Origin of the sequence: Aliiroseovarius crassostreae (assembly GCF_049803815.1) — a bacterium.
Taxonomy (GTDB): domain Bacteria; phylum Pseudomonadota; class Alphaproteobacteria; order Rhodobacterales; family Rhodobacteraceae; genus Aliiroseovarius; species Aliiroseovarius crassostreae_A.
Map to the genome: position 1 here is coordinate 195,965 of NZ_JBNAGI010000005.1, position 25,398 is coordinate 221,362.

Genomic DNA, 25,398 nt, shown 5'->3' on the forward strand with positions numbered 1-25,398 from the left:
AAAGGGGCGCTGCCCCTCGCGAGGCAAGCTCGCTCACCCCGGGATATTTATGACCAGAAAATAAGGGCGCCGGTTTTCGCGGCACCCTTGTTTTTTTAACCTTCGACTTTGGTGAGGTCCGCCACGGAGAGGCAGATCTGCCGGATCCGCGACAGGAGGTTCAGGCGGTTGCGGCGGATGATCTCATTGTCGGTGTTGATCTGCACCGCTTCGAAAAAGGCGTCGATGGGCGCGCGGAGCGTCGCCATTGCAGTCATGGCGGCGGCGAAATCTTCGGCCTCCATCGCGGGCTTGATCGTGGCCTCGGCGCGATCAAGCGCGGCGAACAGCGCCTTTTCGCTGTCGTCTTCGGCGAATTTCACATCCGCACCGTAGGAATACTCCACCCCATCCTTTTCTTCGGCCTGGGTCAGGATGTTGTTGGCGCGTTTGAAGCCTTGCAGCAGATTTTCGCCATCGTCGGTTTTCAGCAGACCAGACAGCGCCTCGGCCCGGTTCACCAGCAGCGCAAGGTCATCGTTTCCGGGCATGGCAAGGCAGGCGTCGATCACGTCATGGCGGATGCCCTGGTCGCGCAGATAGACTTTCAGGCGGTCGTGGAAGAACCCCAACAGGTTGTCGGACGTGTCTGGCAGGTCGGCTTTCACCGCTTCCAGATGTTTGGTCAGATCGCCATCAAAATGGTCAAGCACCGTGCGGATCGCTGCTCCGAACACGCCGTGGTCGGCAATCTCGCGATCCAGATCCGCCAAAAGGGCATTCCGTTGGGCTTTGTCATTTTCCAAAGCAATTCCATGGCGCAAAAGCTGGGCATCGAACAGTTGATCGAGGTTCACCCGCAATCCGTTTTCCAGCACCAGACGGATCACCCCAAGGGCTGCACGGCGCAGGGCAAACGGGTCTTTTGACCCGGTGGGTTTTTCGTCGATGGCCCAGAAGCCGGTCAGGGTGTCGAGCTTGTCGGCCAGCGCCACGGCCACCGAAGTGGGCGCAGAGGGGACGTCGTCGGACGGGCCAAGCGGCGAATAATGTTCGGTGGCGGCGTTGGCGACCTCCACCGGGTGGCCTGCGGGGCCTGCGTAATATTTGCCCATCAGGCCCTGAAGTTCGGGGAATTCATAGACCATTTCCGAGCTGAGATCCGCCTTGGCCCAGCGCGCGGCGCGTTCTGCCAGATCGGCGTCCGCCCCGATGGTCGGCGCAATGGCGCGGGCAAGGGCTGCGATCCGGTCAATACGCGCGGCCTGGGTGCCCAGCTTGTTGTGGAAAGTCACGTTCGAAAGGCTATCCAGCCATTTTTGCCCCCCTGCTTCGGCCTCGCGAATATCGTTTTCCCAGAAGAACTTGGCGTCCGCCAGACGGGCAAAAAGTACTTTTTGGTTCCCGGCCAGAATGGTCGCACCATGGTCGGCAGTTTCCACATTTGCGACGGTGATGAACTTTTCGATCCGGTCGGTTTTCGGGTTTCTGACCGAGAAAAACTTCTGGTGTTCGCGCATTGAGGTTTGCAGCACTTCTGGCGGCAAGCCGATGAAATCCTCGGCAATGTCACCCATCAGCACGACAGGCCATTCGACCAGACCAGCAACTTCGCGCAGAAGGCCCGCATCTTCGACAATCTCCAGCCCCTGGGCGAAGGCCGCGTTTTTCGCGTCTTCCCAGATATGATCGGCGCGCTCTTGCGGGTCAAGGACCACTTTGGCCGCTTTCAGCTTGGCGGCGTAATCGTCAAACGAGGTGACGGTGATTGTGCCCGGCGCCATGAAACGGTGGCCCTGGGTGGTGTCCCCCGATGCGATGCCGTCGATCTCCATCGGCACCACCTCGGCCCCGGCCTCATCCGACAGGATGCAGAGGATCGAGTGCAGCGGCCGGACCCAGCGCAGGGTGCCCGCGCCCCAGCGCATCGATTTGGGCCAGGGGAAATTGCGGATGGTTTTTTCCAGCACCTCGGCGATGATCTCGGCGGCCGGGCGGCCCTTGTTTTCGATCATTGCGAAATAGACCGGGCCTTTCGGCGTGTCGCGTTCCACCAGCTGATCGCGGGTCAGCCCCGCGCCGCGCAGGAAGCCCTCGATCGCCTTGTCCGGCGCGCCCACCTTGGGGCCTTTGCGTTCCTCGCGTGTATCAGGCGATTGCTCCAGCAGGCCTTCGATGGCCAGCGTCAGGCGGCGCGGCGTGGACAGCGCGTGCGCCCCCGCATAGGTCAGGCCCGCCTCGACCAGACCGTCGGTTACGAGCTTTTTCAGATCTTCCGCCGCGCGCGACTGCATCCGGGCGGGGATTTCTTCCGAGAAGAGTTCAATCAGCAGATCGGGCATATCGCATCCTCGCCGTATTATTCGCTATATTTTTCGTTCAGTTGATGCCAGGCGAAGCCCCGGCCATCAGGATAGACGGCAACCACGCGGTCGACCCCGTCTTTGATGTTTTTTTCGCCCAGAAAGGCAATCGCCTCGCCCTGTTCCAAAGCGGCCCCAATGGCGTGGGCATCGAAACAATCGAACCAGCCGGGGGCGACCAGGGGGGTGGCCTCTTCATAGACCTCGAAGGTTTCGGTCAGCATGGCCTGCGACATGGTGGTGGTGAAACAGCCGCGAAACCGCAAGGGCGAGCTGTCGCTGTCGATCCCTTCGAAACTGTCATAGATCACCACTTCGGGTTCGCCGGTGACCAGATTGGTCAGGCGCAGTTCCGTATCGGCCGCGGCCGGTTCATAAAACGCGTAAAGCTGGGTGTAATAAACCACAGCCCCGAAAATAAGGGAGGATGCGACGATCATGATTGCTACGAGTTTTCCGCTCATATCCCTGCCACTCGCCCGAACCGGGCGTTATGCCTCTTCTGCCACAAAACCACCCGCGCCGGTTTGCACAAAGGCATCAGCACAGAGTTTCGCCAGCGCGCGCACCCGGCCAATATAGGCTTGGCGCTCGGTGACCGAAATCACCCCGCGCGCGTCGAGCAGGTTGAAAAGATGCGACGCCTTGATGCATTGGTCATAGGCCGGATGGGCCATGATGATGCGCTTGCCGGTTTTGGGGTCGATATGGTCTTGGTCGAGGATCTTCTGGCATTCCACCTCGGCCTCTTCGAACTGCTTCAACAGCACATCGGTGTTGGCAATATCAAAGTTCCAGCGCGCGTATTCTTCTTCGGTCTGCTTGAACACATCCCCGTAGGACAGCGGGATCAGCGCATCGGGCGCGTTGAACGGCATGTCCATCACGTGATCGACGCCCAGAATGTACATCGCCAGCCGTTCCAGACCATAGGTCAGCTCGCCCGAGACGGGTTTGCAATCATGGCCGCCGACCTGCTGGAAATAGGTGAACTGGCTGACTTCCATCCCGTCGCACCAGACTTCCCAGCCGAGACCCCAAGCCCCCAGCGTCGGGCTTTCCCAGTCGTCCTCGACAAAGCGGATGTCGTGCATCGCCATATCAACGCCGATCGCCTCAAGCGACCCCAGATACAGATCCTGCAAATCGGGCGGGCTGGGTTTGATCAGTACCTGATACTGGTAGTAATGCTGCAACCGGTTCGGGTTTTCCCCATAGCGCCCATCGGTCGGGCGGCGCGAGGGTTGCACATAGGCCGCGGCCCACGGCTGTGACCCAAGCGAACGCAGGGTCGTGGCCGGGTGAAAGGTGCCCGCGCCCACTTCCATGTCATACGGCTGCAACACCGCACAGCCTTTTTGCGCCCAGTAATTCTGCAGCCGCAGGATAATTTCCTGAAAGCTCTGCGGTTTTGTGTCAGCCTGGCCCATATTCGTCGCCCGTTCCGTCGCCCGTGTGTTCAGATTAACTTGGCCCTTCAATAGGCATTGGGTCACAAAGGGTCAATCATTGCATCCGGGTTATTGACCTATCCGGGGCAGGTTGTGTTACTTGCCCAAAGAATATTGCAATCGCCCGTAAGAGGCCGCAGCATACAGATAGGCCAAGAGGATCCATGAAAACGCTTTTTGCATCTGCCCTGATCGCGGGCGCCACCGCATTGTCGACCAGTATTTTGGCGCCACAGGTCACTTTGGCCCAGGCCACCCAGACCCAGAACGCCATCTGGATTCAGATCGAGGCCCACCCCTCGCTGCGAGAAGCCGAAGCACGCGTGCGCGGCTATGCCGGGCGGATCGAAGGCGTGAACGGATTTCGCGTTGGCGGCAACTGGTATGCGGTCGTGCTTGGGCCATATTCACAAGCCGCGGCTGACATCCAACTGCGCCAGCTGCGCAACCAGGGCATTATTCCGCGCGACAGTTTCCTGGTGCGGTCGCGGGATTTGCGGCAACAGTTCTGGCCAGTGGGCGCAAGTGCCGCACAGGCCCCGGTCACCATCACCCCCCTGCCAGACACAGATCCCGTGACCGAAGCCACCGCGCCGGTTGCCACCCCATCCCCCACCCCGGCTGAACTGCCGGATGAGACCAAACGCGAAGCACAGGCCAGCGAGCGTTTATTGACCCGCGAAGAACGGATGGACCTGCAACGCGCGCTGAAATTTGCGGGCTTTTATACCTCTGGCATCGACGGTGCCTTTGGCCGCGGCACACGTGGATCCATGGCGGCCTGGCAAGAGGCGCGCGGCTATGAACCCACCGGTGTTCTGACCACGAAACAGCGCATGGCGGTGCTGGGCGAACGTCAGGCTGTGCTCGATAGTATCGGCATGGCCGCCCATGAAGATCTGGACGCTGGCATTGCCATCACCCTGCCCAAGGCCGTGGTGGAATTTGATCGCTATGAAGCGCCCTTTGCCCATTTCAAACCCCGCGAAAACGGGTCTGAAAAGGTGGTTCTGATCAGCCAGACCGGCAATCAGGACACATTGTTCGGGCTGTACGACATCCTGCAAACGCTGGAAATCGTTCCTGAAAACGGCCCGCGCAAACGCAAGGACCGTGAATTTACGCTGGAAGGCGAAAACGCCGAGATCATCTCGCACACCTATGCCCGCCTGGTGGACGGCACCGTGAAAGGCTTCACCCTGGTCTGGCCGAAAGGCGACGACAAACGCCGTCAGCTTGTCCTGAACGAAATGAAACAAAGCTTCCGCTCGTTGGGGGGCACTGCCCTTGATGACAATGCCGGGCTGGACGCAGCAGTGCAGGATATCGACCTGATCTCGGGTCTGGAAATTCGCCGCCCCGACCTGTCGCGCTCGGGCTTTTTTGTGACCGCAGAGGGCACGATCCTGACCTCGGCGGACGCGGTGGCGCAATGCCAGCGCATCACCATCAATGACGAATATGACGCCGAAGTTGTGGCCAATGAACCGGATTTGGGCTTGGCCATCGTCAAGCCCACCACGCCGCTGGCCCCGGTCGCCGTCGCGTCTTTCCTGACAACAGAGCCACGACTGGGCAGCGACATCGCCGTATCGGGATTTTCCTATGAAGGGCGCCTTGGCAGCCCGAGCATGACCTTTGGGAACCTCGCAGATATCAACGGGCTGGACGGGCAAGCCGACCTGAGCCGCCTGGCGATTACCACCCTGGCGGGGGACAGCGGCGGGCCGGTTCTGGATGCTGGTGGGGCCGTGGTTGGGGTTTTGTTGCCGCGCGACACGGCCTCCGGTCGCAGCCTGCCCGACGATGTGCAATTCGCCCGGGATGCGGGCTCTGCCGCCGAGTTTTTGGCCGCCCATGGGATCACCCCGGACGCCACGGACGCCATCGCCTCGATGGATCCTGTGGACATCAGCGCCATGGCTTCGGATATGACGGTTCTGGTGAGCTGCTGGAATTGATCATCCAACCCATCTGAAAATGAACGCCCCCGCGCCCAATTGGCCGGGGGTTTTTCTTGGCAGGGGGGCCTCAGCTGACGCTTCGGCCCGCTTTCGGTGGCTCACGCTGTGAGCCTGATGGAAGCGAGTCGCGTGGGTTTGCTCGAAACACGCAGGGGCGCTGCCCCTCGGCCTGCGGCCTCACCCCGAGGTATTTCGGGCAAGAAAAAGAGCGGGCCGCGTTCCGATCACCCCTTTAGCACGTCCGGGGTGACATGGATCAGGGTTGGGCCATCGGCGACGAAGGCGGCATTTACCGCCTCGCACAATGCGCTAAGAGAGGTTGGTCTGTCCGCATTGGCCCCATAAGCCTTTGCCAACGCGCAGAAATCCGGATTTCTGGCGCTGACCGCATTGGGGGCTATCTGGCGCGCGACCATGCAGTCCTCGATCTCTTTCAGCGTGGCATTGTCCCAGATCAGGATCGGCAGCGCGAGGCCAAGATCCACCGCCGTGCCAAGTTCGGGCAGCGTGAACTGGACCCCGTAATCGCCCGCGATGGCCATCACCGGCAGATCCGGGCGGCCCAGCTTGCCGCCAATGGCCGCGGGCAACGCATAGCCCAGGGTGCCGAAACCAGACGGGTGGTGCCAGTGGCCGGGGCGATCCAGCGGCCAGACCTCGTTGGCCACATAGGCGAATTGGGTCATATCGGAATAGATCATCACATCTTCCGGCAGGGCCGGCCCCAGGCGCTCGCAGATGGGCAGGATATCCGGGCGCGCCTGGTCGGCCTCCAGGTGAAAGCGGGCCCGCGCCTGGGTGACCTCTGCCTGTGTCCATTTGGTCGCGGGTTTGGCATGGCCGTCCACCAGCGCCAGCAGTTCTTGCAGAAACGGCCCCGCATCCCCAAGGATTGGCAGCTCGGCCCGATGTTCGTCGGCCAGCACCTCGGGATCCAGATCCACACGGATCATCGGCGCCTCGTGGCCCAGATGATCGCGCCACAGATCCACCTCGCTCAACTCGGTGCCCACAGCGACAATCAGATCCGCCTTGGCAATCTCGTGCACGCTGTCAGGCCGCGGCAGGATGGGGCCATATGCCAGCGGCGCATCATCCGAAATCACCCCATGACCGGCGACCGTCGAGATGCTGGCGGCCCCGGTTTCGTTCACCAGTTTTCGGGCGGCATCAGCCCCCGTCACGGCCCCGCCCCCAAAGATGAACAGTGGACGTTCCGCACCCAAAAGCCATTCTGCGGCCGCCGCCACCTCTTCCGGGCGGGCCAGCGGGCGGGCCGGCAAGACGCCCGCATCAGGTGCGGCCCCGACCCGTTCGCCAAGCACCTTGATCGGCACCTGAATATGTTTCGGACGCGCCCGCCGCGTCGCAAACTCCATCAATGCGCGGTCCACAAGCCGATAGGCCGAAGCTGCATCCATCGCGGTCAGGGACCAGTCACAGACTGCAGCGCCGGCAGCTTGCTGATCTTTCATCTCGTGCAGACGCCCCCGTCCAATGCCCAGATCCGAAGGGTTGAGGCAGGAGCTGATGGCCAGGACCGGCACGCTATCGGAATAGGCCTGCCCCAGCGGGGTCATCGCATTGCACACCCCCGGCCCGGTGATCAGATAGCAGACACCGGGTTGTCCCGTTGCACGGGCATAGCCATCGGCCATGAACCCCGCCCCCTGTTCGTGGCGGGCCAGAACATGGGTGATCCCCGCCTCTTCAAGACCGCGATAGAGTTCTACATTATGCACGCCAGGGATGCCAAAAATCACGTCCACCCCGCGCGACTTCAGCATATGCGACAGTTGCACCCCGAGGGGTTTCGCGTTGGTTGTATTATTGACCATGATCCATCCTTAGTCGCCTTCGCTCCACGCGATCCCCCGCGTTCAGCCTCTCCAGAATTGCGGTGTGAACAGCACAAACACGGCCAGCAGTTCCAACCGGCCAATGAGCATGGTGAACGACAAGATCCATTTCGCCACGTCATTGAGCCCTGCGAAATTGCCTGCCGGACCAATTTCCTGCCCGAGCCCCGGCCCGATATTGGCCACCGCCGTGGCCGCCCCCGAAACCGAGGTGATGAAATCCAACCCGGTCAGGCCAAGCAACACCGACACAACGCCCATCGTCACCACGAAAAACACGAAAAAGCTCATCACCGACGAGAGCACATCTTCGTCCACCCGCTTGCCCGCATAGCGCGGCGAAAAAATTCCATGCGGGGTGTGGATCGACCGGATCTGTGCCTTGATCGAGGAGATCAACAGCTGATAGCGGAAGATCTTGACCGAACAGGCCGTGGATCCCGCACAGCCACCGATAAGGCCGATGAAAAAGAAGGCCGCTACGGGGAAGCTGCCCCAGCCCATATAGTCCTGCGAGGCATATCCGGTGCCGGTCAGAATCGAGGTCACGTTAAACAGCGTCTTGCGGACCATTTCTTCGTCGCCGCTCCCCGCCGCCATCAACCGCCAGCCCGCCATGCCCAGCACCAACACGATCAGAGTGCCGAAAAAAACGCGGATCTGCGGGTCGACAAACAATGGTTGCACCGTGCCCGACAGCATCTGCACATAGCGCACGAATGGCAGGGCGGCGGCCAGCATGAACACCACGGCCACATATTCCACACCCGGTGCAAAGCCCGCAAACGAGCTGTCGTAATTGGCAAATCCGCCCGTGGCGATGGTGGTCATCGCATGTGTGGCAGCGTCAAAAACATCCATACCCATGGCGTAGTAGGACACCGCGCAGGCCGCCGTCAGGGAAAAGTAGATCACCGAGATACGCGACGAAATCTCGGTTGCTCGGGGCAAGATTTTACCAAAAGTATCAAAGCCTTCGGATCGAAAGATCTGCATCCCCCCCACACGCAGTTCGGGAAGGAACACCATGGCGACGACGATGATGCCAATGCCGCCGAACCATTGCAGAAGGCCACGCCAAAACAGGATCCCGCGGGGCATATCATCCAACCCCGACAGGACCGTGGCCCCGGTGGTGGTCAGGCCGGACATCGCCTCGAAAAACGCGTCCACCGGGCGGGCATCCAGTTCTGACAAAAAGAACGGCAGCGCGCCAAACATAGGCAGCGCCAGCCACACGCCGGTGGTCAAAAGAAAGGTTTGCTGGATCGACAAACCGCGCCCCACCCCATTGGCTGAGGCAAGCGCCATTGACCCGCCCACCAGCGAGGTCAACAAAGCGCTTTCCAAAAACACCAGCCAATCGTCGCTGTCATAGACAAGGTCGATCCCCATCGGGATCAGCATTGCAATGCCAAGCGCCAACAAAAGCAGGCCGGTCACATAGGCCACAGGGCGAAGGTCGAACATGGGCGAAGGGTTGGCCTTGCGGGGGCCGGGTGTCAAGCCGGAACGCCGCTGTTTGACCCAATTCCGGGCGGGGTCACCCGGGGGATCGATCAGATGTGGTACATCGACCCGAAGGCATGACGCGGAATGTCGTCGCGGGTCAGCCCCATTTTCGCCAGTTCAGCATCGCTTTTGGCGTTCAGCACCCGAATGGTGCGTGCATAATGTGTCCGGTTGGCATGGTTTTCCATGGCCTGCAGGAACGCGGTCCCCCAGCGGGCAAACGCGGCGCGCAATCCGGTGCGGGGCAATTCAATATTCGTGGCGTGAGTGGCCATTTGGAAACCTCATCATTATCTGGTTTCCTCCCTGCGCACGGAAATAGGTCGGCGGACATGGCGCGACCACCGGCAAATCTGCATCCCCGCCATGCGTGAGATGCAACGCATTGAATATGCCAAATATTTGAGGGATCAGCCGACGTGGAACAGGGTCGAAAAGAGCTTCGGATCCAGCGATTGCGCCTCAAAGGTCTCGCCTTCGGTCAGGATCGACACGGCGTCATGGCTGTGCAGGCTTTCCTGATGGCTGGCGACGACGCGGAAATCGCCGATGCGGGGATCTTGTTGCAATTGTTCGCAGAACAGGCGCGTGGCATCTTCGACAAAAATCGGGTTGGCGGCGTTGAGTTCGGCAAAGGCCTGTTCATCTTCGCGCTTGACCATCACCTGCGTTTCGGTTGGCACCGCGACACGGCACATGTCGATCAGGTCTTCAAACCAGAGCGTGTTGCCCGGCTGATGGATTTTCTCGACCGAAATCCGTGCCACCGACCGCTGCGAATGAGGCGTCGCCAACTGCCCTCGGAACTGTCGGGCGTGCTCACTCAGTTCCAGCGAACAGGGGCAGGTCGAGCTGTAGACATAGTCGAGATGCATGAATTTGCGGCGCTTGCCGTGATGTTCAAAGAGTTCCAGCGCAATGTCGTAATATTGATAGCCAACAAGGCCAGAGCGCAGGCTTTCCACCTTGGCGGGGTAGGAAAAGCGCATTTCGATGCGGGCGTCCAGGCTTTCCAGATCCGCTTTGTAATCGTCCAGCGCGTGTTCGATCACCTCGAAGCTGAAGGTCTTTTCGGCGTGCTGGTAAAAGCTGCGCATGATGCGCGACATGTTAATGCCCTTTTTGCCCGCCTCAAGGCTGACCGTGCCGGTGACCGAGGTTTCCAGCGTCAGATCCGACCCGTCGCGCGTGTGAAACCGCAAAGGCAGGCGGAAATTGGAAATCCCCACATGCTGGATATGCCGTTTGGCGCCCTGGATCAGGCTGGCGGGCCCATTTTGCAGGTCCGGCATCGAGGCCTTGTAATCGGCATCAGGCGTAAAATCAGACGGGTAGTTGCGGCTGAGCGCCGGGTAATTCGACACCTCGCCGCCGGGCAGAAGCCGGGCAATCGAGGGGTCAAGGGCGGCCACTTCCACCGGGTCGGCAGCTTCGGCCCACGCGCGCAAAGTGGCCAGCGCCTCTTCGGCGCTCGCCTTATCAACATCGTTTTTTGATCCGCGTTTCATCTGATTCATCGCGGCCCCCGCATCTGTCGCACGTCCAAGTCTAACCGTTCTGCCAGTAAAATGCCAAACCGGTAGGGCAGGATGCGACAAATCAGACCGCGTTTAAGCCATGCTTCAGGTCGGCAATCAGGTCATCCACGTCTTCCAGCCCAATCGACAGGCGCACCAACCCGTCGGAAATGCCCAGCATGTCCTTTTGGTCTTGCGGCAGGCGCTGATGGGTTGTGGTGGCCGGATGGGTGGCGATGGATTTGGCATCGGCGAAGTTGTTGGAGATGATAAAGATCTCCAGCGCGTTGAGGAAGCGGAAGCAGGCGTCTTTGCCACCTTTCACCTCAATCGCCAGCACCGTGCCGCCCGAAGGCGATTGTTCCATCGCAATGGCGTGTTGCGGGTGCGAGGGGTGCTGCGGATAGCGCATCTGGCTGAGCTTCGGATGGTCGGCCAGCGCCTCGGCCACTTTCATCGCGGCATCGGCCTGCGCGCGCACGCGAAGGTCCAGCGTTTCCAGCGCCTTCAGATGGGTCCAGGCGGCAAAGGGGTTGATCGCCCCCCCGGTGTGTTTGACGTAGGTTTCAATCGGGCCCCGGATCAGCTCGCGCGAGCCGCAGATCGCGCCGCCCAGCATCCGCCCCTGCCCGTCCACATGTTTCGTGGTGGAGTAGACCACCAGATCCGCGCCCAGTTTCGCGGCATAGGAAAAGACCGGGGTGGGCATGGCGTTGTCCACCACCACCAGCGCGCCATTGGCATGGGCCAGCTTGATCACATGCGCCAGATCAATCACTTCCAGCGTCGGGTTGGAAATGGCTTCGAGGAACACGACCTTGGTGTCCGGGCGAATGGCGGCTTCCCATTCTGCGTTGTCCGTGCCGTCGACCAGCGTGATCTCGACACCAAAACGGCCCAGCACATCCTCAAGCACATAAAGGCAGGAGCCAAACAGCGCGCGCGAGGACACCACGTGGTCGCCCGCCTGGGTCAGCGCCATCAGCGCGCCGTTGACGGCGGCCATGCCAGAGGCGCAGGCGAAGGCGTCTTCGGTGCCTTCGATCGCCGCGATCCGGTCTTCGAACATGCGGTTGGTGGGATTGCCGTAACGGGCATAAATGAACTCGTCCGGGCCGCTTTCAATAAAGCGCGCCTCGGCGGCCTCGGCTGTGTCATAGACAAAGGCCTGGGTCATGAACATCGCCTCGGACAGCTCGTTATACTGGCTGCGACGTGTGCCGCCATGCACGGCCTCGGTGCGTTTCCCCCATCTTGTCATCGCGTGTTCCTTTCACACAATAAAGCCCCCACCGCTGATGAGCGTCGGGGGCTGACACGGCATCCGCCTTCATTCCCAGACCTCTTTAGCGGAATATTTTACGTGGCCCGCAATCCGGTGAACAAATCGCCACGGGGCTGATCTAGCGCCTGCGGCAATTTGCGTCAAGTGGGAAGGGGTCGGGCTGCGCCTTCGCCCGCTTCTGGTGGCTCACGATGTGAGCCTGGACCTTGTACGCCGTAAAGCGGCGGATGAGGGGCGTTGCCCCTCGCGCTGTGCGCTCACCCCAGGATATTTACGACCAGAAAAGAAGGGGCAGGTCAGGCGTCGGGTTTGTCCTCGGTGCCGTAGCGTTTGAACAGGGTGCCCTGGGTCATGAAGAAGGCAATGGTGCCGAGCGGCAGGCCGAAGGTTTTGAAATTCACCCAGGCGTCGGTGGACATCATGCGCCAGATCACTTCGTTGGCCACGGCAAGACCCAGGAAGAATAGCGCCAGACGTTTGGTCAGGATCATCCAGCCGTCGCGTTCCAGCGGAAGGGCCGCGTCAAGCACGCTTTCCAGATAGCTTTGCCCGCGCATCAGGCCAAAGCCGAGGATGCCCGCGAACAAGAGGTAGATAATGGTGGGCTTCATCTTGAAGAAGCGTTCGTCATTGAACCAGATCGACAACCCGCCAAAGACCACCACCAGCACCAGCGTGACGATCTGCATTTTCGACAGGTGCCCGGTGAGTTTCCACATGCCCAACGTGGCGGCCACCAGCAGGGGGATGAAGAGCGCGGTCACGGCGACAAAGCCGGAGTATTCCGTCCCTGCGACCAGGAAAGTGCGGTCTTTCAGGAAGGTGTAGGCCACAAAGAAAAGCACAATAGGCCCGTATTCGAGCACGGCTTTCACGGTGGGATTAACGGGTTTGGTCTGGTCGGTCATGGGATCCGCATCCTGTTTCGGAGTTGGCGGGAATGTGAGGGGCGAAGGGGGCAATGGCAAGGGGGGGGGGCGGGAAATTTCCCTGAGAGGCGTCAGCCCCCCATTTCCACCAGCACCGCCCCCGCCGCAATCAGGGCCATCATGGTCAGGCGGCGCGGCCCGACCTTTTCTTTCAACACCACCCAGCCAATGAGCGCCGCGAAGACGGTGGAGGTTTCGCGCAGCACCGCGGCCTCGCCCACACTGTCCAGACGGGTCGCCAGCATGATCGAGCCGAAACTGGCATAGGCGATGAAGGCGCCCAGGATGCCGCGCCTCATCAGCGGGGCCAGCGCCGGGCGGGCCGGCATGTTCCACCAGCGGATGCCTGCGATCACGGGCATGAAGAACCCGTCGATGAAGAAAAACCACGCGAGGAAGGTGAAGGGGTCGGCGGTGGCGCGGATGCCGTAGGCGTCAAGCGTGGTGTAGGCTGCGACAAACAACCCGGTCAGCACCGCCATCGCCAGCGCGGGTTTCAGCATTTCGCGCCCCAACTGCCAATGGCGAAGGTTGTACCAGCCCAGCGCGTAGATCCCGGCCAGAAGCGTGAACACCCCCAGCCACTGGAGCCAAGTGTAGGTTTCTCCAAAGACAATCCCCGCGCCGATCACCGTGAAGAGCGGCCCGGTGCCCCGCACCACGGGATAGACCACGGTGTAGGAGCCAAGCACATAGGTATAGCTTTGCGCGAGCTTGTAGCCCACATGGATCACCCAAACGACCGCGAAGATCGCCCACATATGGGGTTCGGGCCAAGGCACGACAAACAGCGCAAAGGGGGCGGCGATCAGCCCGTAAGACAGGTCAATCGCGCCGCGCGACAACCATGGATCATGACGACCCTTTTGTAGTGCGCCGAAGAACGCGTGCAGGAAGGCGGCCATCAGCGCGAGGCCAAGGGCGAGGGTGTGGCCTGCTTGCGTGCCTTCGAGAGAGATCAGCCAGTTGCTCATATTGCGACGCCGGGGGTTTCACACCCCCGGACCCCCGTGGGATATTTCGGGACCAAAGATGGTCAGCTGCGGATGCCGATCAGGGCGTTGGCGAACTCTTCCGGGTCAAAGGGTGCGAGGTCGTCGATCTGTTCACCCACCCCGATGGCGTGGATCGGCAAGGCAAATTTGTCTGCCAGCGCCACCAGCACCCCGCCTTTTGCGGTGCCGTCGAGCTTGGTCATCACGAGGCCGGAGACATCGGCGAGCTGTTGGAACGTGCCCACCTGGCTCAGCGCGTTTTGCCCGGTGGTCGCATCCAGCACCAGCAGGGTGTTGTGCGGCGCGCTTTCGTCTTTCTTTTTGATCACGCGCACGATCTTGGCGAGCTCTTCCATCAAGTCGGTGCGGTTTTGCAGGCGGCCTGCGGTGTCGATCATCAGAAGGTCGGCGCCATCGGCCTCGGCCTTGGTCATCGCGTCAAAAGCCAGCGACGCCGGGTCGGACCCTTCGGGCGCGGTCAACACCGGCACACCGGCGCGTTCGCCCCAGACCTGAAGCTGCTCCACGGCGGCGGCGCGAAACGTGTCTCCGGCGGCAATCACCACCTTTTTGCCGGCGGCGGTGAACTGGCTGGCCAGCTTGCCGATGGTGGTGGTTTTGCCCGCGCCATTGACGCCAACCACCAGCACCACCTGCGGGCGCTTGGGATAGATCGGCAGGGGCACGGCGACGGGGTCCATGATGCGGGCAACTTCGGTGGCCAGCACGGACTTGATCTCGTCAACCGACAGTTTCTTGCCGAAATGCGCGGCGGAGATATTGGCGGTCACGCGCATTGCGGTGTCGACGCCCATATCTGATGTGATCATCAGGTCTTCGAGGTCTTCCAGCATGTTGTCATCCACCGTGCGGCGGGTGACGGTTGCGGGGGCGGCGCGGCCCAGCATGCGCCCAATCAAACCGGGTTTGGAGGCTTGCTCCGTGGTCTTTTCGACAGGCGTCGCCACGGGTTCGGGGGCCGGTGTTGGGGCGATGGCAGGCGCGGCGCGCGGCGCGGGCGCTGGGGGCAGATCGGCAGATGGCTCTGATGCGGGCGTGTTCTCTGGCACCGGCGTTTCGGGCGCCTCCGATGCAGGTGCCTCACTGGGGGCGGTGGATGGCGCGTCGGGGGTGTCAACTGGGGTGTCGATCGTGGCCTCAACAAGCTCTTCCTCGCCCCCCTCATCGACAATTGCCTCAAGCCCTTCCTCCAATTTGGACGAAGATTTGAACAAACGATCCTTGAGCTTTGAGAAAAACGCCATGACTGCCTCCGGTTGCTTCTTTCCAACTATGCCAGTTTTTCCCGATTTGAAAGGGGCAGCCGTGCCTTGCGAATTTGCATTCGCCCGCGAAGTTGCTACATGGGGCGCATGACCAATGAGCCCAAGCCTTTTGATGACCCGGCCTTGCAGACCCAGCTGGACGCCTTTCTGGCCGATAAGACCGCGCGCATTCGCCGGTTGGAACAAGATGGTGTGGCCTATTGGGCCAAGAAACCCGAGACCCTTTCGCTGAAATGGCGGTTGCAAAAGGGCGACCCGGCGGTGGGGTTCAAGGCGGATATGGCGGGGCTTCATGCGCTTGCGGCAGCCGGGGTGCCGGTGCCGGTGGTGGTGGCGGAAGGCCCAGATTTTGTGGTCACGCGCGACAGTGGCCTGATCCTGTCCGATCTGTTGACGCAACAGACCGGCACGTTGGAAGAGCGGACCCGCGCGATGGCGGCGGCGGGGCGCGAGTTGGCGCGGATGCACGGCAAAGGCTTGTCCCATGGGCGTCCGGCGGCGAAGGATATGTGCTGGGACGGCACCCACCTGACCTTTCTGGATTTCGAACGCTATTCCCCCCAGCGCAACACGATGAAAGGCCATATGCAGGACCTGATCATCTTTGTGCATTCCTGCTTTGCCTTCGCGCAGACCAACCTGCCCGAGATCGAAGCGGCCTGCGCGGCCTACCGCGCCCAGGATGACAAGGGTGTGTGGGACATGGCGGCGGCGTGGTGTGCGCGGAAATGGTGGCTCGATCCGCTGACCAAACCGCTGCAATGGGGCAGTCGTGAAGGCGCAAAAGAGTTCAAGGCGATCCCGATGACCCTGCGCGCCTTTGGGGTGGACCGTTAAAAAATCCCGCCCATAAGGATCAGCGCCTGTCCGGCGATGTAAAACCCCCAGACCGCGAGGCTGGCCAAGGGACGGCGTGGGTGATCATCCCCCATACGAAAGAGCTCCACCGCCAGGATCAGATCCGACAGGATAAAGAGCGCCGCGCCGATTGTGCTGGCCCCGAAGGGCACCAGCAGGGCCGACAAGCCCATCACCCCGATCACCAGAACATAGATCCGCACCGGCCAGGTCAGGGCCCCGGTATGGGGCGTCAGCCACAGCTCGGTTGAGACGACCAGCGCGACAAGGATCAGGGCGGGAATGGGTGCCAGGCTAAACACCTCCCACAGGGGGGCATGGGCCAGCGACAGGAAATGCAGGATGTACAGGACATGCGCCAGCGCAAAGGCCGATAGACCGTATAGAAACGCGCTGTCGCCATCGCGCGACAGGCCGAAATCCCCCAAGGCGGACAGGAACAGGCCAGCCACCAGAAAGGCAGGCGCCTCAAGCAGATAGGCCCCGGCGGCGAAACACAAAAGCGGCAGGGTCTTGTGGATCGACCGCCGCCAGCTGGTCGTGGCATCGGTCAGGGGCAGATAGGCCAGCGCAATCGCCAGCCCCAGATAGGCAGGGGCAAAACTCATGCCCTAGCGATGCAAAGGCCGGGGGCGCAGGTCAAGCCCGATCTTGGCAATCCGGCGATTGACGTAGACGGAAGTTGACAGGCGCGCAGGGTCGGGCAGGATTTGAGGATGCATTTGCGCCTTTTCATTCTGTGTCTTTGGTCCATCGCCATAACCATTTCGGGATCAACAACCGGGTTTTCGGAAACCGCCCCGGATCCTGTCGCCAAAACACCTAAGGATCCCACCGCCTGCTCCTCCCCCAGATGGGGCGAGGTACGCTGCATCCGCGAGGATGCGTTCGCCCGCGACACCTGCATCGCAATCGAAGATTTCGCCAAACGGCATGGGCTGGACGTGGGGTTCTTCGCCCGGCTGATTTGGCAGGAAAGCCGCTTTGACCCGAACGCCATCAGCCATGCGGGCGCCGAAGGCATTGCCCAGTTCATGCCCTTCACCGCCCGCAAACGGGGGTTGCGCAATGCGTTCAACCCGGCGGAGGCGCTGGACCACTCGGCAGAATATCTTGCAGAAATGACACGGGAATTTGGCAATATTGGGTTGGCTGCCATCGGCTATAATGCGGGCGAACAACGGGTGGAAGAGCTGCTGCGCTATGGCCGCCGCCCGCCCCCCGAAACGCGGGCCTATGTGAAAATCATCACCGGGATGAGCTTTGAGCGCTGGGTTACGACCCCTTCCACCCTGCCCGATCTGCGGCTGGATCAAACCCGACCGTTTCTGGACGCCTGTATCACCATGGCGGCAAATCGCAGGCTCTCTGCCCCGCCCCGCCGGTTTGCCACGGCGCTACAGTTCCGCCCGGACCTGATCTATAGTGCCCTGGCCCCCGGCACCTCACCCTTCCCGAAACCGCGCCCGAAACGTCTGGCCCCCTGGGGCGTACAACTGGCCTTCGGCACGTCACGCGCCAATGCTTTGAAAAAGTTCAACCGGGCCACGCGCCGCTGCAAAGGACCGATCAAAGGCGAGGAACCGGACCTGATCCCGGTGAAAAACCGCGTGGCGGCGCGCAAGGGGTTCATCATGGCGCGAATTGGACGCGACAGCTTGCTGGAGGCACGGCGCCTGTGCGAACGTCTGGCGGCGCAGGGCTGCCCCTGCCGCGTCTATCGCAATGAAAGGTAAAAGAAAAAACGGGTCCGCATGTGACAGACCCGTTTTAAAATGTCCGCGTGTGGTGCGCGTTACACTTCGTCGGGGAAGTGCTTCATGGTCAGGCGGATCGGGTTCGGCGCAGCCTGCCCCAAACCACAGATCGAGGCATCCACCATGGTGGCGCTCAGCTCTTCCAGCAGATCCTGATCCCACTTATCCGCCTGCATCAGTTTGACGGCCTTCTCGCAGCCCACACGGCAGGGAGTACATTGCCCACAGCTTTCATCCTCAAAGAAGCGCAGCATGTTCAGGGCGGCGTCGCGCGCGCTGTCCTGATCGGACAAAACCACCACGGCGGCGGACCCGATAAAGGTGCCATGTGGTTGCAGCGTGTCAAAGTCGAGCGGGATGTCATTCATATGCGCGGGCAGCAACCCGGACGACGGGCCACCCGGTTGATACGCCTTGAAACTATGGCCATCCAGCATCCCACCAGCCGCGTCAATGATGTCGGTGATGGTCGACCCTGCGGGCAACAGATGCACACCCGGGCTTTTCACCCGCCCCGATACCGAATAAGACCGCAGCCCCTTGCGGCCGTTCTTTTCAACCGAGGTCAGGATTTCGGGCCCTTCGCGCAGGATACGCGCCACCCAAAGCAGGGTTTCCACGTTATGCACCAGGGTCGGACGGTTGAAGATGCCCACCTGCGCCACAAAGGGCGGGCGGTGACGCGGCTCACCGCGCTTGCCTTCAATCGATTCGATCATCGCGCTTTCTTCGCCGCAAATATAAGCCCCGGCCCCGCGCCGCAGTTCGATATAGCCGGGATCGACAAGGCCCGCCTCTTCCAAGGCTTTGATTTCATTGGCGAGAATGGTCAGCACAGCGGGATATTCATCGCGCATGTAGATAAAGCAGGTCTCGGCCTCAACCGCCCAGGCGGCGATCAACATGCCCTCGAGCATCAGATGCGGGGTGCGTTCCAGATAGTAGCGGTCTTTGAACGTGCCCGGCTCGCCCTCATCGCCATTCACGGCAAGGTAGCGCGGCCCTTCATTGGCGCGCACAAAACCCCATTTCGTGCCCGACGGGAAGCCCGCGCCGCCAAGGCCACGCAGCCCGGCCGACAGCACGGTGTCCTGCACGTCTTTCCAGTCACCACCCTCGCGCAGCTTGGCCAGCTCGCCATAGCCGCCTTCGGCCTGATAGTCGGCAAGGTCTTGATATTGCGGGATATGTGCGTGGGTATCCCCCGCCTCGATCGCCGCCAAAACCTTCTCTGGCGTGGCGTGGTCAATGTGGTTGTGACCCAGTTCCAGCACCGGCGCGGTGTCGCAACGGCCCATGCAAGGCGCGCGCACCACGCGGACCTCATCCGCATTCAGCCCGTCTTCCAGCGCTTTTTGCAGCTGCTCTGCCCCGGCCAGTTCGCAGGACAGGGAATCGCAAACCCGGATGGTCAGCGATGGCGGCGGGGTCTCGCCCTCTTTCACCACATCGAAATGGGCATAGAAGCTGGCGACCTCGTAAATCTCGGCCTGACCAGTGCCAAGTTCCTGCGCCAAAGCGCGGATATGGGCGGCGGACAGATGGCCGTATTTGTCCTGGATGAGGTGCAGAAATTCAATCAACAGATCACGGCGACGCGGCCTATCCCCCAGCAATGATTGAATTTCTTCCATTGCCACCGGATCGATCTGACGCCCTTTGGGAACCCGGCGCCCCTTGCCGCGTGCGTTTTTCCAGATCCCTTTTTTTTCATCCAAGGCCATTGCCCACTCCTAAAACCGTTCCGGGCAATCCTATCCTGCGCGCTGAAAGCGGCACATGTCAAAAACGACATAGGCGTGGCGGATTGCGCAGCATTGCGTCCCGGCAAAAAAATCCCGATAGTTTGCCGAAACGCGCAAAGCGAGCGGTGCGAGTGACCGCAAGGGGAAGATGATGACATATAAGTTGCGCTATTTCGCCGTGGCCGCCGGCCTGCCCGTGGGGGTGCTGGTATTGGGGGCATTCTTTGGCGGATGGTTCGCGTTTTGCGCCCTTATCTATATGACTTTGCTGTCTTTTGCGCTGGATGAGGGGATCAGAAAACTGGCCGGAACCGCCGACCCGAATGATGATTTCACCTCGGCAAATCAACTGTCTGTCCTGCTGGTCGCGGCCCATTTTCTGCTGCTGCCCTTGATGGTGCTTGCCCTTTCCGGCGGCACCGGGATCGGCTTTTGGCCCGGGGCGGCGCTGCTGTTTGCGACCGGGTTGTTCTTTGGGCAAGTGTCCAATTCCAACGCGCATGAACTGATCCACAGAACAGATAAGCGTTTGTTTAACTTGGGGAAATGGGTCTATATCTCACTTCTGTTCGGGCATCACACCTCGGCCCATAACAAAGTGCATCACCGGTTTGTCGCCACCGAGGACGACCCCAATTCCGCCCGCGAAGGCGAGATATTCTATGCCTTTGCCGCCCGCGCCTGGAAAGGTTCTTTCAAGGCTGGATACGAGATGGAAAAGGCCGATATTGCCCGTGCCAAATCCGCGGGGAAACGACGGTTCAACCCGTATCTGACCTATCTTGCGGGCGCAGGGGTGATGCTGTTTCTGGCCTGGGTCATCGCAGGTGTCAGTGGGCTGGCCGTCTATCTAGTGCTTTGTATTCACGCCCAAATTCAGCTCCTCCTCTCCGATTACGTGCAGCATTACGGGTTGATGCGCGCGCGTCAAAACGACGGGAGTTATGAACCGGTGGGTGACCATCACAGTTGGAATTCGCCGCATTGGTTCACCTCGCATCTGATGATGAATGCACCGCGTCATTCCGATCACCACGCCCACCCGTCGCGCCCCTATCCGGCGCTGCGTCTGCCGGATGCCACAAAGGCCCCGATGTTGCCCTATCCGCTGCCAACCATGGCAACGCTTGCCCTGATCCCGCCGCTTTGGAACCGGGTGATGACGCGGTCGCTCGCGCATTGGCAGGACATTCGGAAAGTTTAAACTTTTGAGGGGCGGCGCGGCGAAAGTTTAAAGTTTTGCAGGGGTCAGATCCAAAACTTTAAACTTTTTAAAGCCCACAATGCCTGCAACGAGAGAAATCCGCCATCAGCGGTAATACGCTTTCAACGCCCACCGCAATGGAACCGCCATAGATGAGGTCCCCGCCCCGGTTTTCCCCCTTGTTCCACCGCCGGGGGACGGGCATGCTGGCGGTAACATCAGGGGGATGGCGTCGCGGTGCGGAAAGCAGGCGGCAGATCGCGCAAAGTGCGGCGCGCCATGGCAAAAATCAGCCACCCACCCTATATTGAAATGCAAGTGACAGATGTGGGAGCATTGACGCAGATATGTCCGGAAGCGGATTACAGAAAACGGCCTATTTCGCGCTGGTCGCGTTGATCCTTTACGTGTCGATCACGGGGGGCGCGTAATGGCCCAGCGATATGGCGGCGCCTATAGCCCCGATGGGCGGAAATCCCCGTCCGAAAACCCCTCGGAATCGGGCCAGACATCCCGGCGTTCACCGCTGCACGGGGCGGCCCCTGCGCGGGCGGGGGCGCGGGTGAACCTGTTGTTCCTGGCGCCACTGCCTTTGGTTGGGCTGGCGTTTTTTCGCGACCCCGCGCCGATGGCCTTGTCGCTTGTTGGGGCCGGGCTGTTGCTGGCGGCGGCCTGGTTGACCCGCGAAGGGGTGGCCGCGCATGAGGCCTATGACGCGCGCAAAGTGGCGCGACGCCCTGCCTTTCCGCGCAAGATCTTTGCCTCTCTCCTGACCGGCGCGGGGCTGGCTGCGGCCGGCCTGGTGCAAGGGTCCGTGATCGAGGCCGCGATTTATGCGGTGCTGGGGGCTGGTCTGCATCTCTTTTCTTTTGGACTCGACCCCCTGAAAAACAAGGGCGCCGAAGGGGTAGACGAATTTCAAACCGACCGCGTGGCCCGCGCCGTGGGCGAGGCCGAGGCGCAGCTTTCAGCCATGTCAGATGCGATCTTGCGGGTACGGGATCGGGCGCTTCAGGCGCGCGTTGACGGGTTTCAGACCACGGCGCGTGACATGTTCCGCGTGGTCGAAGATGACCCCCGCGACCTGACCGCCGCGCGCAAATACCTGTCGGTCTATTTGCGGGGTGCACGGGACGCGACGGTGAAATTCACCGAGCTTTATGCGCGCAACCAAGATCCGGAGGCGCGCGCCGATTACGAGGCGTTGCTGGATGATCTGGAACAGAACTTCGCGGCCAAGACCCAGGCCCTTTTGACAGATAACCGCGCCGATCTTGAGGTCGAGATCGAAGTGCTGCGTGACCGTCTTGCCCGCGAGGGCGTGCGGATGGATCGCGCTTGAGTGAACAAAGATTAAGAGGATTACGATATGTCGACTTTGCCAAGCGAGACCCAGGTGAAAGAGCTCGAAGAGGTGACGGCCGTCACCCTGCCCGAACCGATGGGCGACCTTGTGCCCCTGAGTGAGGCCGAGGGGAAAGATCGCGCCGCGATCGAGGCGCGCATGGATGAGATTGACATGGGCGACAGCCAGTCGATCATCGAGTTCGGATCCGCCGCGCAAAGCGAATTGCAGGTGATCAGCCAGGACATGCTGCAAGGGGTGCGCAACAAGGACCTGGGCCCGGCGGGCGATGGGCTGCGCAATATGGTCACCACCATCCGGGGCTTTTCGGTCTCGGAACTGGATATGCGGCGCAAACGGTCGTGGTGGGAAAAACTGCTGGGCCGTGCGGCGCCGGCGGCGAAATTCATGGCGCGGTTTGAAGATGTGCAAGGCCAGATCGACAAGATCACCGACAATCTGCTGGGCCATGAGCATACGCTTTTGAAAGACATCAAATCGCTTGATAAGCTTTATGAAAAGACGCTGGAGTTTTATGACGAGCTGGCGCTTTACATCGCGGCGGGTGAGGCCAAGCTGGACCAGCTGGATGCCGATGTGATCCCGGCGAAAGAGGCCGAACTGGCCGCCGCCCCCGAAGAGCAAGGCGTGCTGAAGGCGCAGGAATTGCGCGACCTGCGCGCTGCGCGCGACGATCTGGAACGCCGGGTGCATGATCTGAAGCTGACCCGTCAGGTGACAATGCAATCGCTGCCCTCGATCCGTCTGGTGCAGGAAAACGACAAGTCGTTGGTGACAAAGATCAATTCGACCCTCGTCAACACCGTGCCGCTGTGGGAAACGCAACTGGCGCAGGCGGTGACCATTCAACGCTCCACCGAGGCCGCCGCGGCGGTGAAAGATGCCACCGACCTGACCAATGAGCTGCTCACGGCCAACGCGTCGAACCTGCGCGAAGCCAATGAGTTGGTGCGCGAACAGATGGAGCGCGGCGTGTTTGACATCGAGGCGATCAAGGCCGCAAACGAAGACCTGATTGGAACGATCGAAGACAGCCTGCGCATTGCCGATGAGGGCAAGGCAAAACGGGCCGCGGCGGAAGAAGAACTGATCAAGATGGAAGCCGAGTTGAAGGCAACGCTGGCCGCCGCCCGCGCCCGCAAACCGGCCTCTGCCGACGCAAGCTGAGGTGAGAATGGGCAGGCGTATCGCTGAACAAAAAGTTGTGTCACATTGGGGCATAAGGGGGCTGGTGCTGTCACTGGCCCTGTCGGCCTGTGTGGATCAGGGGGGGCCGGTACGCTCGCCCGCCCCACAGCCAAGACCCACCCCCGTGGCCTATGAGCCGTCGAGCGAAAGCCTGGCGCTGCGGCGCTATTACGGCGCGGTGGAACGCAGCCTGTTGACCCAGGGGTTGCTGCGCACGGATGGTGGGGGGGCGGATGTGCCCTTTACCGGTGCGATGCTGGCCCGCAACTTTCAACGTATTGCGTTTTATCAGGAATATTCGCGGGCCGGGAATGCTCTGGTGGCGCGCGAAAGCCGGTCAAACCTGAACCGCTGGGATCGTCCGGTGCGCCTGTCGCTGCAATTCGGGGCCTCGGTTGATCCGGACACGCGGATCAAGGATCGTGCCTTTGTGGCGCGGTATGCCGCCCGTTTGGCGCGGGTGACCGGCCACCCGATTTCGATGACCTCCCCGGGGGTGAAAACCGGCAATTTCCGGGTTTTTGTTCTGAACAATGACGAGCTGCGCAATTTTGGCCCCGAGTTGAAGCGCCTTGTGCCGGGGATCAGCCCGGCCGCGCTGAATGCTGTGGTGAACATGCGGCGCGAGGAATATTGCCTGGTGCTGGCCAATGACACGGGTGGGACGGGGCGCTTTCAGCAGGCGGTTGCCGTGGTGCGGGCGGAACATCCCGACCTGATGCGCAAAGGGTGCTATCATGAAGAGATCGCGCAGGGGCTGGGCCTGTCCAATGACAGCCCGCAGGCCCGCCCGTCCATCTTCAATGATGACGAGGAATTTGGCCTTCTGACCACCCATGACGAGCAGCTTTTGAAGATGCTTTACGACCCGCGCCTGACCCCCGGAATGAGCGCCGAGGAGGCCGCGCCAATTGTGCGCCGGATGGCTGAGGAATTGACGGGCGGCGGTGCGGCCTGATCCGTGCCTGCCCCCACAAAGGAGAAGACAGATGGGAATTTTTGACTTTCTGACCGGTGAATTTATCGACGTGATCCATTGGGTCGATGACACGCGTGACACGATGGTCTGGCGGTTTGAGCGCGAAGGGCATGAGATCAAATACGGGGCCAAGCTGACCGTGCGCGAGGGGCAATCGGCCGTGTTCATCCACGAGGGGCAGCTGGCGGATGTGTTCACCCCCGGGCTTTATATGCTCGAGACCAACAATATGCCGATCCTGACCACGCTGAACCATTGGGATCACGGGTTCAAATCCCCCTTCAAATCCGAGATCTATTTCGTCAACACCACCCGGTTTGCCGATTTGAAATGGGGCACCAAGAACCCGATCATGATCCGTGACCCGGAATTTGGCCCGACCCGCATTCGCGCCTTTGGCACCTATGCGGTGCGCGTGACGGACCCCGCTCGTTTCCTGACCGAGATTGTCGGAACAGACGGCGAGTTCACCATGGATGAGATCAGCTATCAGATCCGCAATATCATCGTGCAGGCGTTTTCACGCGTGATCGCCAGCGCAGGCATTCCGGTGCTGGATATGGCCGCCAACACCCATGATCTGGGGCAAATCGTGGCGCGCGAAATCTCTGGCATTGTTGCCGAATATGGCCTGTCGATCCCGGAATTTTATATCGAAAACATCAGCCTGCCGCCCGCAGTCGAAGCGGTACTGGACAAACGCACCTCGATGGGGATTGCCGGCAATCTGGACAATTACATGAAGTTCAATGCGGCTGAGGCGATGGGCGCAGATGGCTCGGCCATGGCCACAAGCATGGGCGCAGGCATGGGGGCCGGAATGGGCATGGCCATGGCTGGCGGGATGGCCGGAGGGATGCAAAACGGCCCATGGGGCACGGCCCCGACCCAAGCGGCCCCTGCCCCGCAATCCGCACCGGTTGCCCCACCGCCCCCGCCGGTTGAGAAAGTCTGGCATTTGGCGGAAGACGGCGCAACCAAGGGGCCCTATTCCAAGGCAAAACTGGGCCGGATGGCCGCAGATGGCAGCCTGACCCGCGACACGTTTGTCTGGACCCCCGGTCAGGGTGGCTGGCAGCGGGCCGAAGATGTGGCAGAGCTGGCGCAGCTTTTCACCATCCTGCCCCCGCCCCCGCCGCCGGGCGCCTGATCTGATGTCTG

21 protein-coding genes and 1 riboswitch are annotated in these 25,398 nt (G+C 61.1%); of the genes, 8 read left to right on the plus strand and 13 right to left on the minus strand.

The window, feature by feature from the left end:
* Positions 1–95: 95 nt before the first annotated feature.
* Genes glyS through ACP15V_RS14035 form a run of 3 tightly spaced genes read right to left on the minus strand, consistent with a single transcriptional unit; the run spans position 96 to position 3,772 of the window.
* Entirely contained in the window at positions 96–2,321 is a 2,226-nt protein-coding gene (glyS, locus tag ACP15V_RS14025) for a glycine--tRNA ligase subunit beta (protein WP_424944329.1), read from the minus strand.
* A 17-nt stretch (positions 2,322–2,338) separates the two neighbouring features.
* Positions 2,339–2,806, minus strand: coding sequence for a DUF6446 family protein (locus ACP15V_RS14030; RefSeq protein ID WP_424944330.1), 468 nt, complete (start codon positions 2,804–2,806; stop codon positions 2,339–2,341).
* A gap of 27 nt (positions 2,807–2,833) precedes the next feature.
* Complete coding sequence (locus ACP15V_RS14035; RefSeq protein ID WP_424944331.1) at positions 2,834–3,772, minus strand: glycine--tRNA ligase subunit alpha; 939 nt, start codon at positions 3,770–3,772, stop codon at positions 2,834–2,836.
* Between the two features lie 185 nt (positions 3,773–3,957).
* On the opposite strand from ACP15V_RS14035, the gene ACP15V_RS14040 reads away from it, so the two are divergent.
* A complete protein-coding gene (locus ACP15V_RS14040; RefSeq protein WP_424944332.1) occupies positions 3,958–5,754 on the plus strand; it encodes a trypsin-like peptidase domain-containing protein in 1,797 nt (598 codons plus the stop codon).
* A 227-nt stretch (positions 5,755–5,981) separates the two neighbouring features.
* On the opposite strand, the gene ACP15V_RS14045 is transcribed toward ACP15V_RS14040, so the two are convergent.
* The 8 genes from ACP15V_RS14045 to ftsY all read right to left on the minus strand — a co-directional run bounded on the left by ACP15V_RS14045 (position 5,982) and on the right by ftsY (position 15,119).
* On the minus strand, positions 5,982–7,595 hold the full coding sequence (locus tag ACP15V_RS14045; RefSeq protein WP_424944333.1) for a 5-guanidino-2-oxopentanoate decarboxylase: 1,614 nt from the start codon (positions 7,593–7,595) through the stop codon (positions 5,982–5,984).
* Between the two features lie 42 nt (positions 7,596–7,637).
* A complete protein-coding gene (locus tag ACP15V_RS14050) occupies positions 7,638–9,086 on the minus strand; it encodes a TrkH family potassium uptake protein (protein WP_424944334.1) in 1,449 nt (482 codons plus the stop codon).
* 89 nt (positions 9,087–9,175) lie between these two features.
* Complete coding sequence (locus tag ACP15V_RS14055) at positions 9,176–9,403, minus strand: hypothetical protein (protein WP_424944335.1); 228 nt, start codon at positions 9,401–9,403, stop codon at positions 9,176–9,178.
* A 135-nt stretch (positions 9,404–9,538) separates the two neighbouring features.
* Positions 9,539–10,645 (minus strand): GTP cyclohydrolase FolE2, encoded by a 1,107-nt coding sequence (gene folE2, locus ACP15V_RS14060; protein WP_424944336.1) that lies wholly within the window; start codon positions 10,643–10,645, stop codon positions 9,539–9,541.
* A gap of 82 nt (positions 10,646–10,727) precedes the next feature.
* On the minus strand, positions 10,728–11,906 hold the full coding sequence (gene metZ / locus ACP15V_RS14065; RefSeq protein ID WP_424944337.1) for an O-succinylhomoserine sulfhydrylase: 1,179 nt from the start codon (positions 11,904–11,906) through the stop codon (positions 10,728–10,730).
* Positions 11,907–11,970: 64 nt separating this feature from the next.
* Positions 11,971–12,049, minus strand: a riboswitch (SAM riboswitch).
* A 177-nt stretch (positions 12,050–12,226) separates the two neighbouring features.
* Positions 12,227–12,838, minus strand: coding sequence for an inner membrane-spanning protein YciB (locus ACP15V_RS14070; RefSeq protein ID WP_424944338.1), 612 nt, complete (start codon positions 12,836–12,838; stop codon positions 12,227–12,229).
* A gap of 92 nt (positions 12,839–12,930) precedes the next feature.
* On the minus strand, positions 12,931–13,833 hold the full coding sequence (locus ACP15V_RS14075) for a DMT family transporter (RefSeq protein WP_424944339.1): 903 nt from the start codon (positions 13,831–13,833) through the stop codon (positions 12,931–12,933).
* A 62-nt stretch (positions 13,834–13,895) separates the two neighbouring features.
* Complete coding sequence (gene ftsY, locus ACP15V_RS14080; protein WP_424944340.1) at positions 13,896–15,119, minus strand: signal recognition particle-docking protein FtsY; 1,224 nt, start codon at positions 15,117–15,119, stop codon at positions 13,896–13,898.
* A 108-nt stretch (positions 15,120–15,227) separates the two neighbouring features.
* Between ftsY and ACP15V_RS14085 the strand changes: the two genes are divergently transcribed.
* Complete coding sequence (locus tag ACP15V_RS14085; RefSeq protein ID WP_424944341.1) at positions 15,228–15,977, plus strand: hypothetical protein; 750 nt, start codon at positions 15,228–15,230, stop codon at positions 15,975–15,977.
* Here the strand turns inward: ACP15V_RS14085 and ACP15V_RS14090 are convergent.
* On the minus strand, positions 15,974–16,606 hold the full coding sequence (locus ACP15V_RS14090) for a lysoplasmalogenase (protein ID WP_424944342.1): 633 nt from the start codon (positions 16,604–16,606) through the stop codon (positions 15,974–15,976). The genes ACP15V_RS14085 and ACP15V_RS14090 overlap by 4 nt on opposite strands.
* Before the next feature lie 108 nt (positions 16,607–16,714).
* On the opposite strand from ACP15V_RS14090, the gene ACP15V_RS14095 reads away from it, so the two are divergent.
* Entirely contained in the window at positions 16,715–17,734 is a 1,020-nt protein-coding gene (locus ACP15V_RS14095; RefSeq protein WP_424944343.1) for a lytic transglycosylase domain-containing protein, read from the plus strand.
* Positions 17,735–17,793: 59 nt separating this feature from the next.
* Here ACP15V_RS14095 and ACP15V_RS14100 read toward each other — a convergent pair whose 3' ends face one another.
* Positions 17,794–19,479, minus strand: a complete 1,686-nt coding sequence (locus ACP15V_RS14100) for an NAD(P)H-dependent oxidoreductase subunit E (RefSeq protein ID WP_424944344.1) — start codon at positions 19,477–19,479, stop codon at positions 17,794–17,796.
* A 172-nt stretch (positions 19,480–19,651) separates the two neighbouring features.
* Between ACP15V_RS14100 and ACP15V_RS14105 the strand changes: the two genes are divergently transcribed.
* The 5 genes from ACP15V_RS14105 to ACP15V_RS14125 all read left to right on the plus strand — a co-directional run bounded on the left by ACP15V_RS14105 (position 19,652) and on the right by ACP15V_RS14125 (position 25,387).
* Positions 19,652–20,704: an alkane 1-monooxygenase gene (locus ACP15V_RS14105; protein ID WP_424944345.1), complete on the plus strand. Its 1,053-nt coding sequence runs from the start codon at positions 19,652–19,654 to the stop codon at positions 20,702–20,704.
* A gap of 430 nt (positions 20,705–21,134) precedes the next feature.
* Positions 21,135–22,046 carry a 5-bromo-4-chloroindolyl phosphate hydrolysis family protein gene (locus tag ACP15V_RS14110; RefSeq protein WP_424944346.1) on the plus strand — a complete coding sequence of 304 codons (912 nt, stop codon included), beginning with the start codon at positions 21,135–21,137 and terminating at the stop codon, positions 22,044–22,046.
* Positions 22,047–22,073: 27 nt separating this feature from the next.
* Positions 22,074–23,237: a toxic anion resistance protein gene (locus ACP15V_RS14115; RefSeq protein ID WP_424944347.1), complete on the plus strand. Its 1,164-nt coding sequence runs from the start codon at positions 22,074–22,076 to the stop codon at positions 23,235–23,237.
* Positions 23,238–23,244: 7 nt separating this feature from the next.
* Positions 23,245–24,216: a DUF2927 domain-containing protein gene (locus ACP15V_RS14120; RefSeq protein ID WP_424944348.1), complete on the plus strand. Its 972-nt coding sequence runs from the start codon at positions 23,245–23,247 to the stop codon at positions 24,214–24,216.
* 31 nt (positions 24,217–24,247) lie between these two features.
* Positions 24,248–25,387 carry an SPFH domain-containing protein gene (locus ACP15V_RS14125; RefSeq protein WP_424944349.1) on the plus strand — a complete coding sequence of 380 codons (1,140 nt, stop codon included), beginning with the start codon at positions 24,248–24,250 and terminating at the stop codon, positions 25,385–25,387.
* Positions 25,388–25,398: the final 11 nt, after the last annotated feature.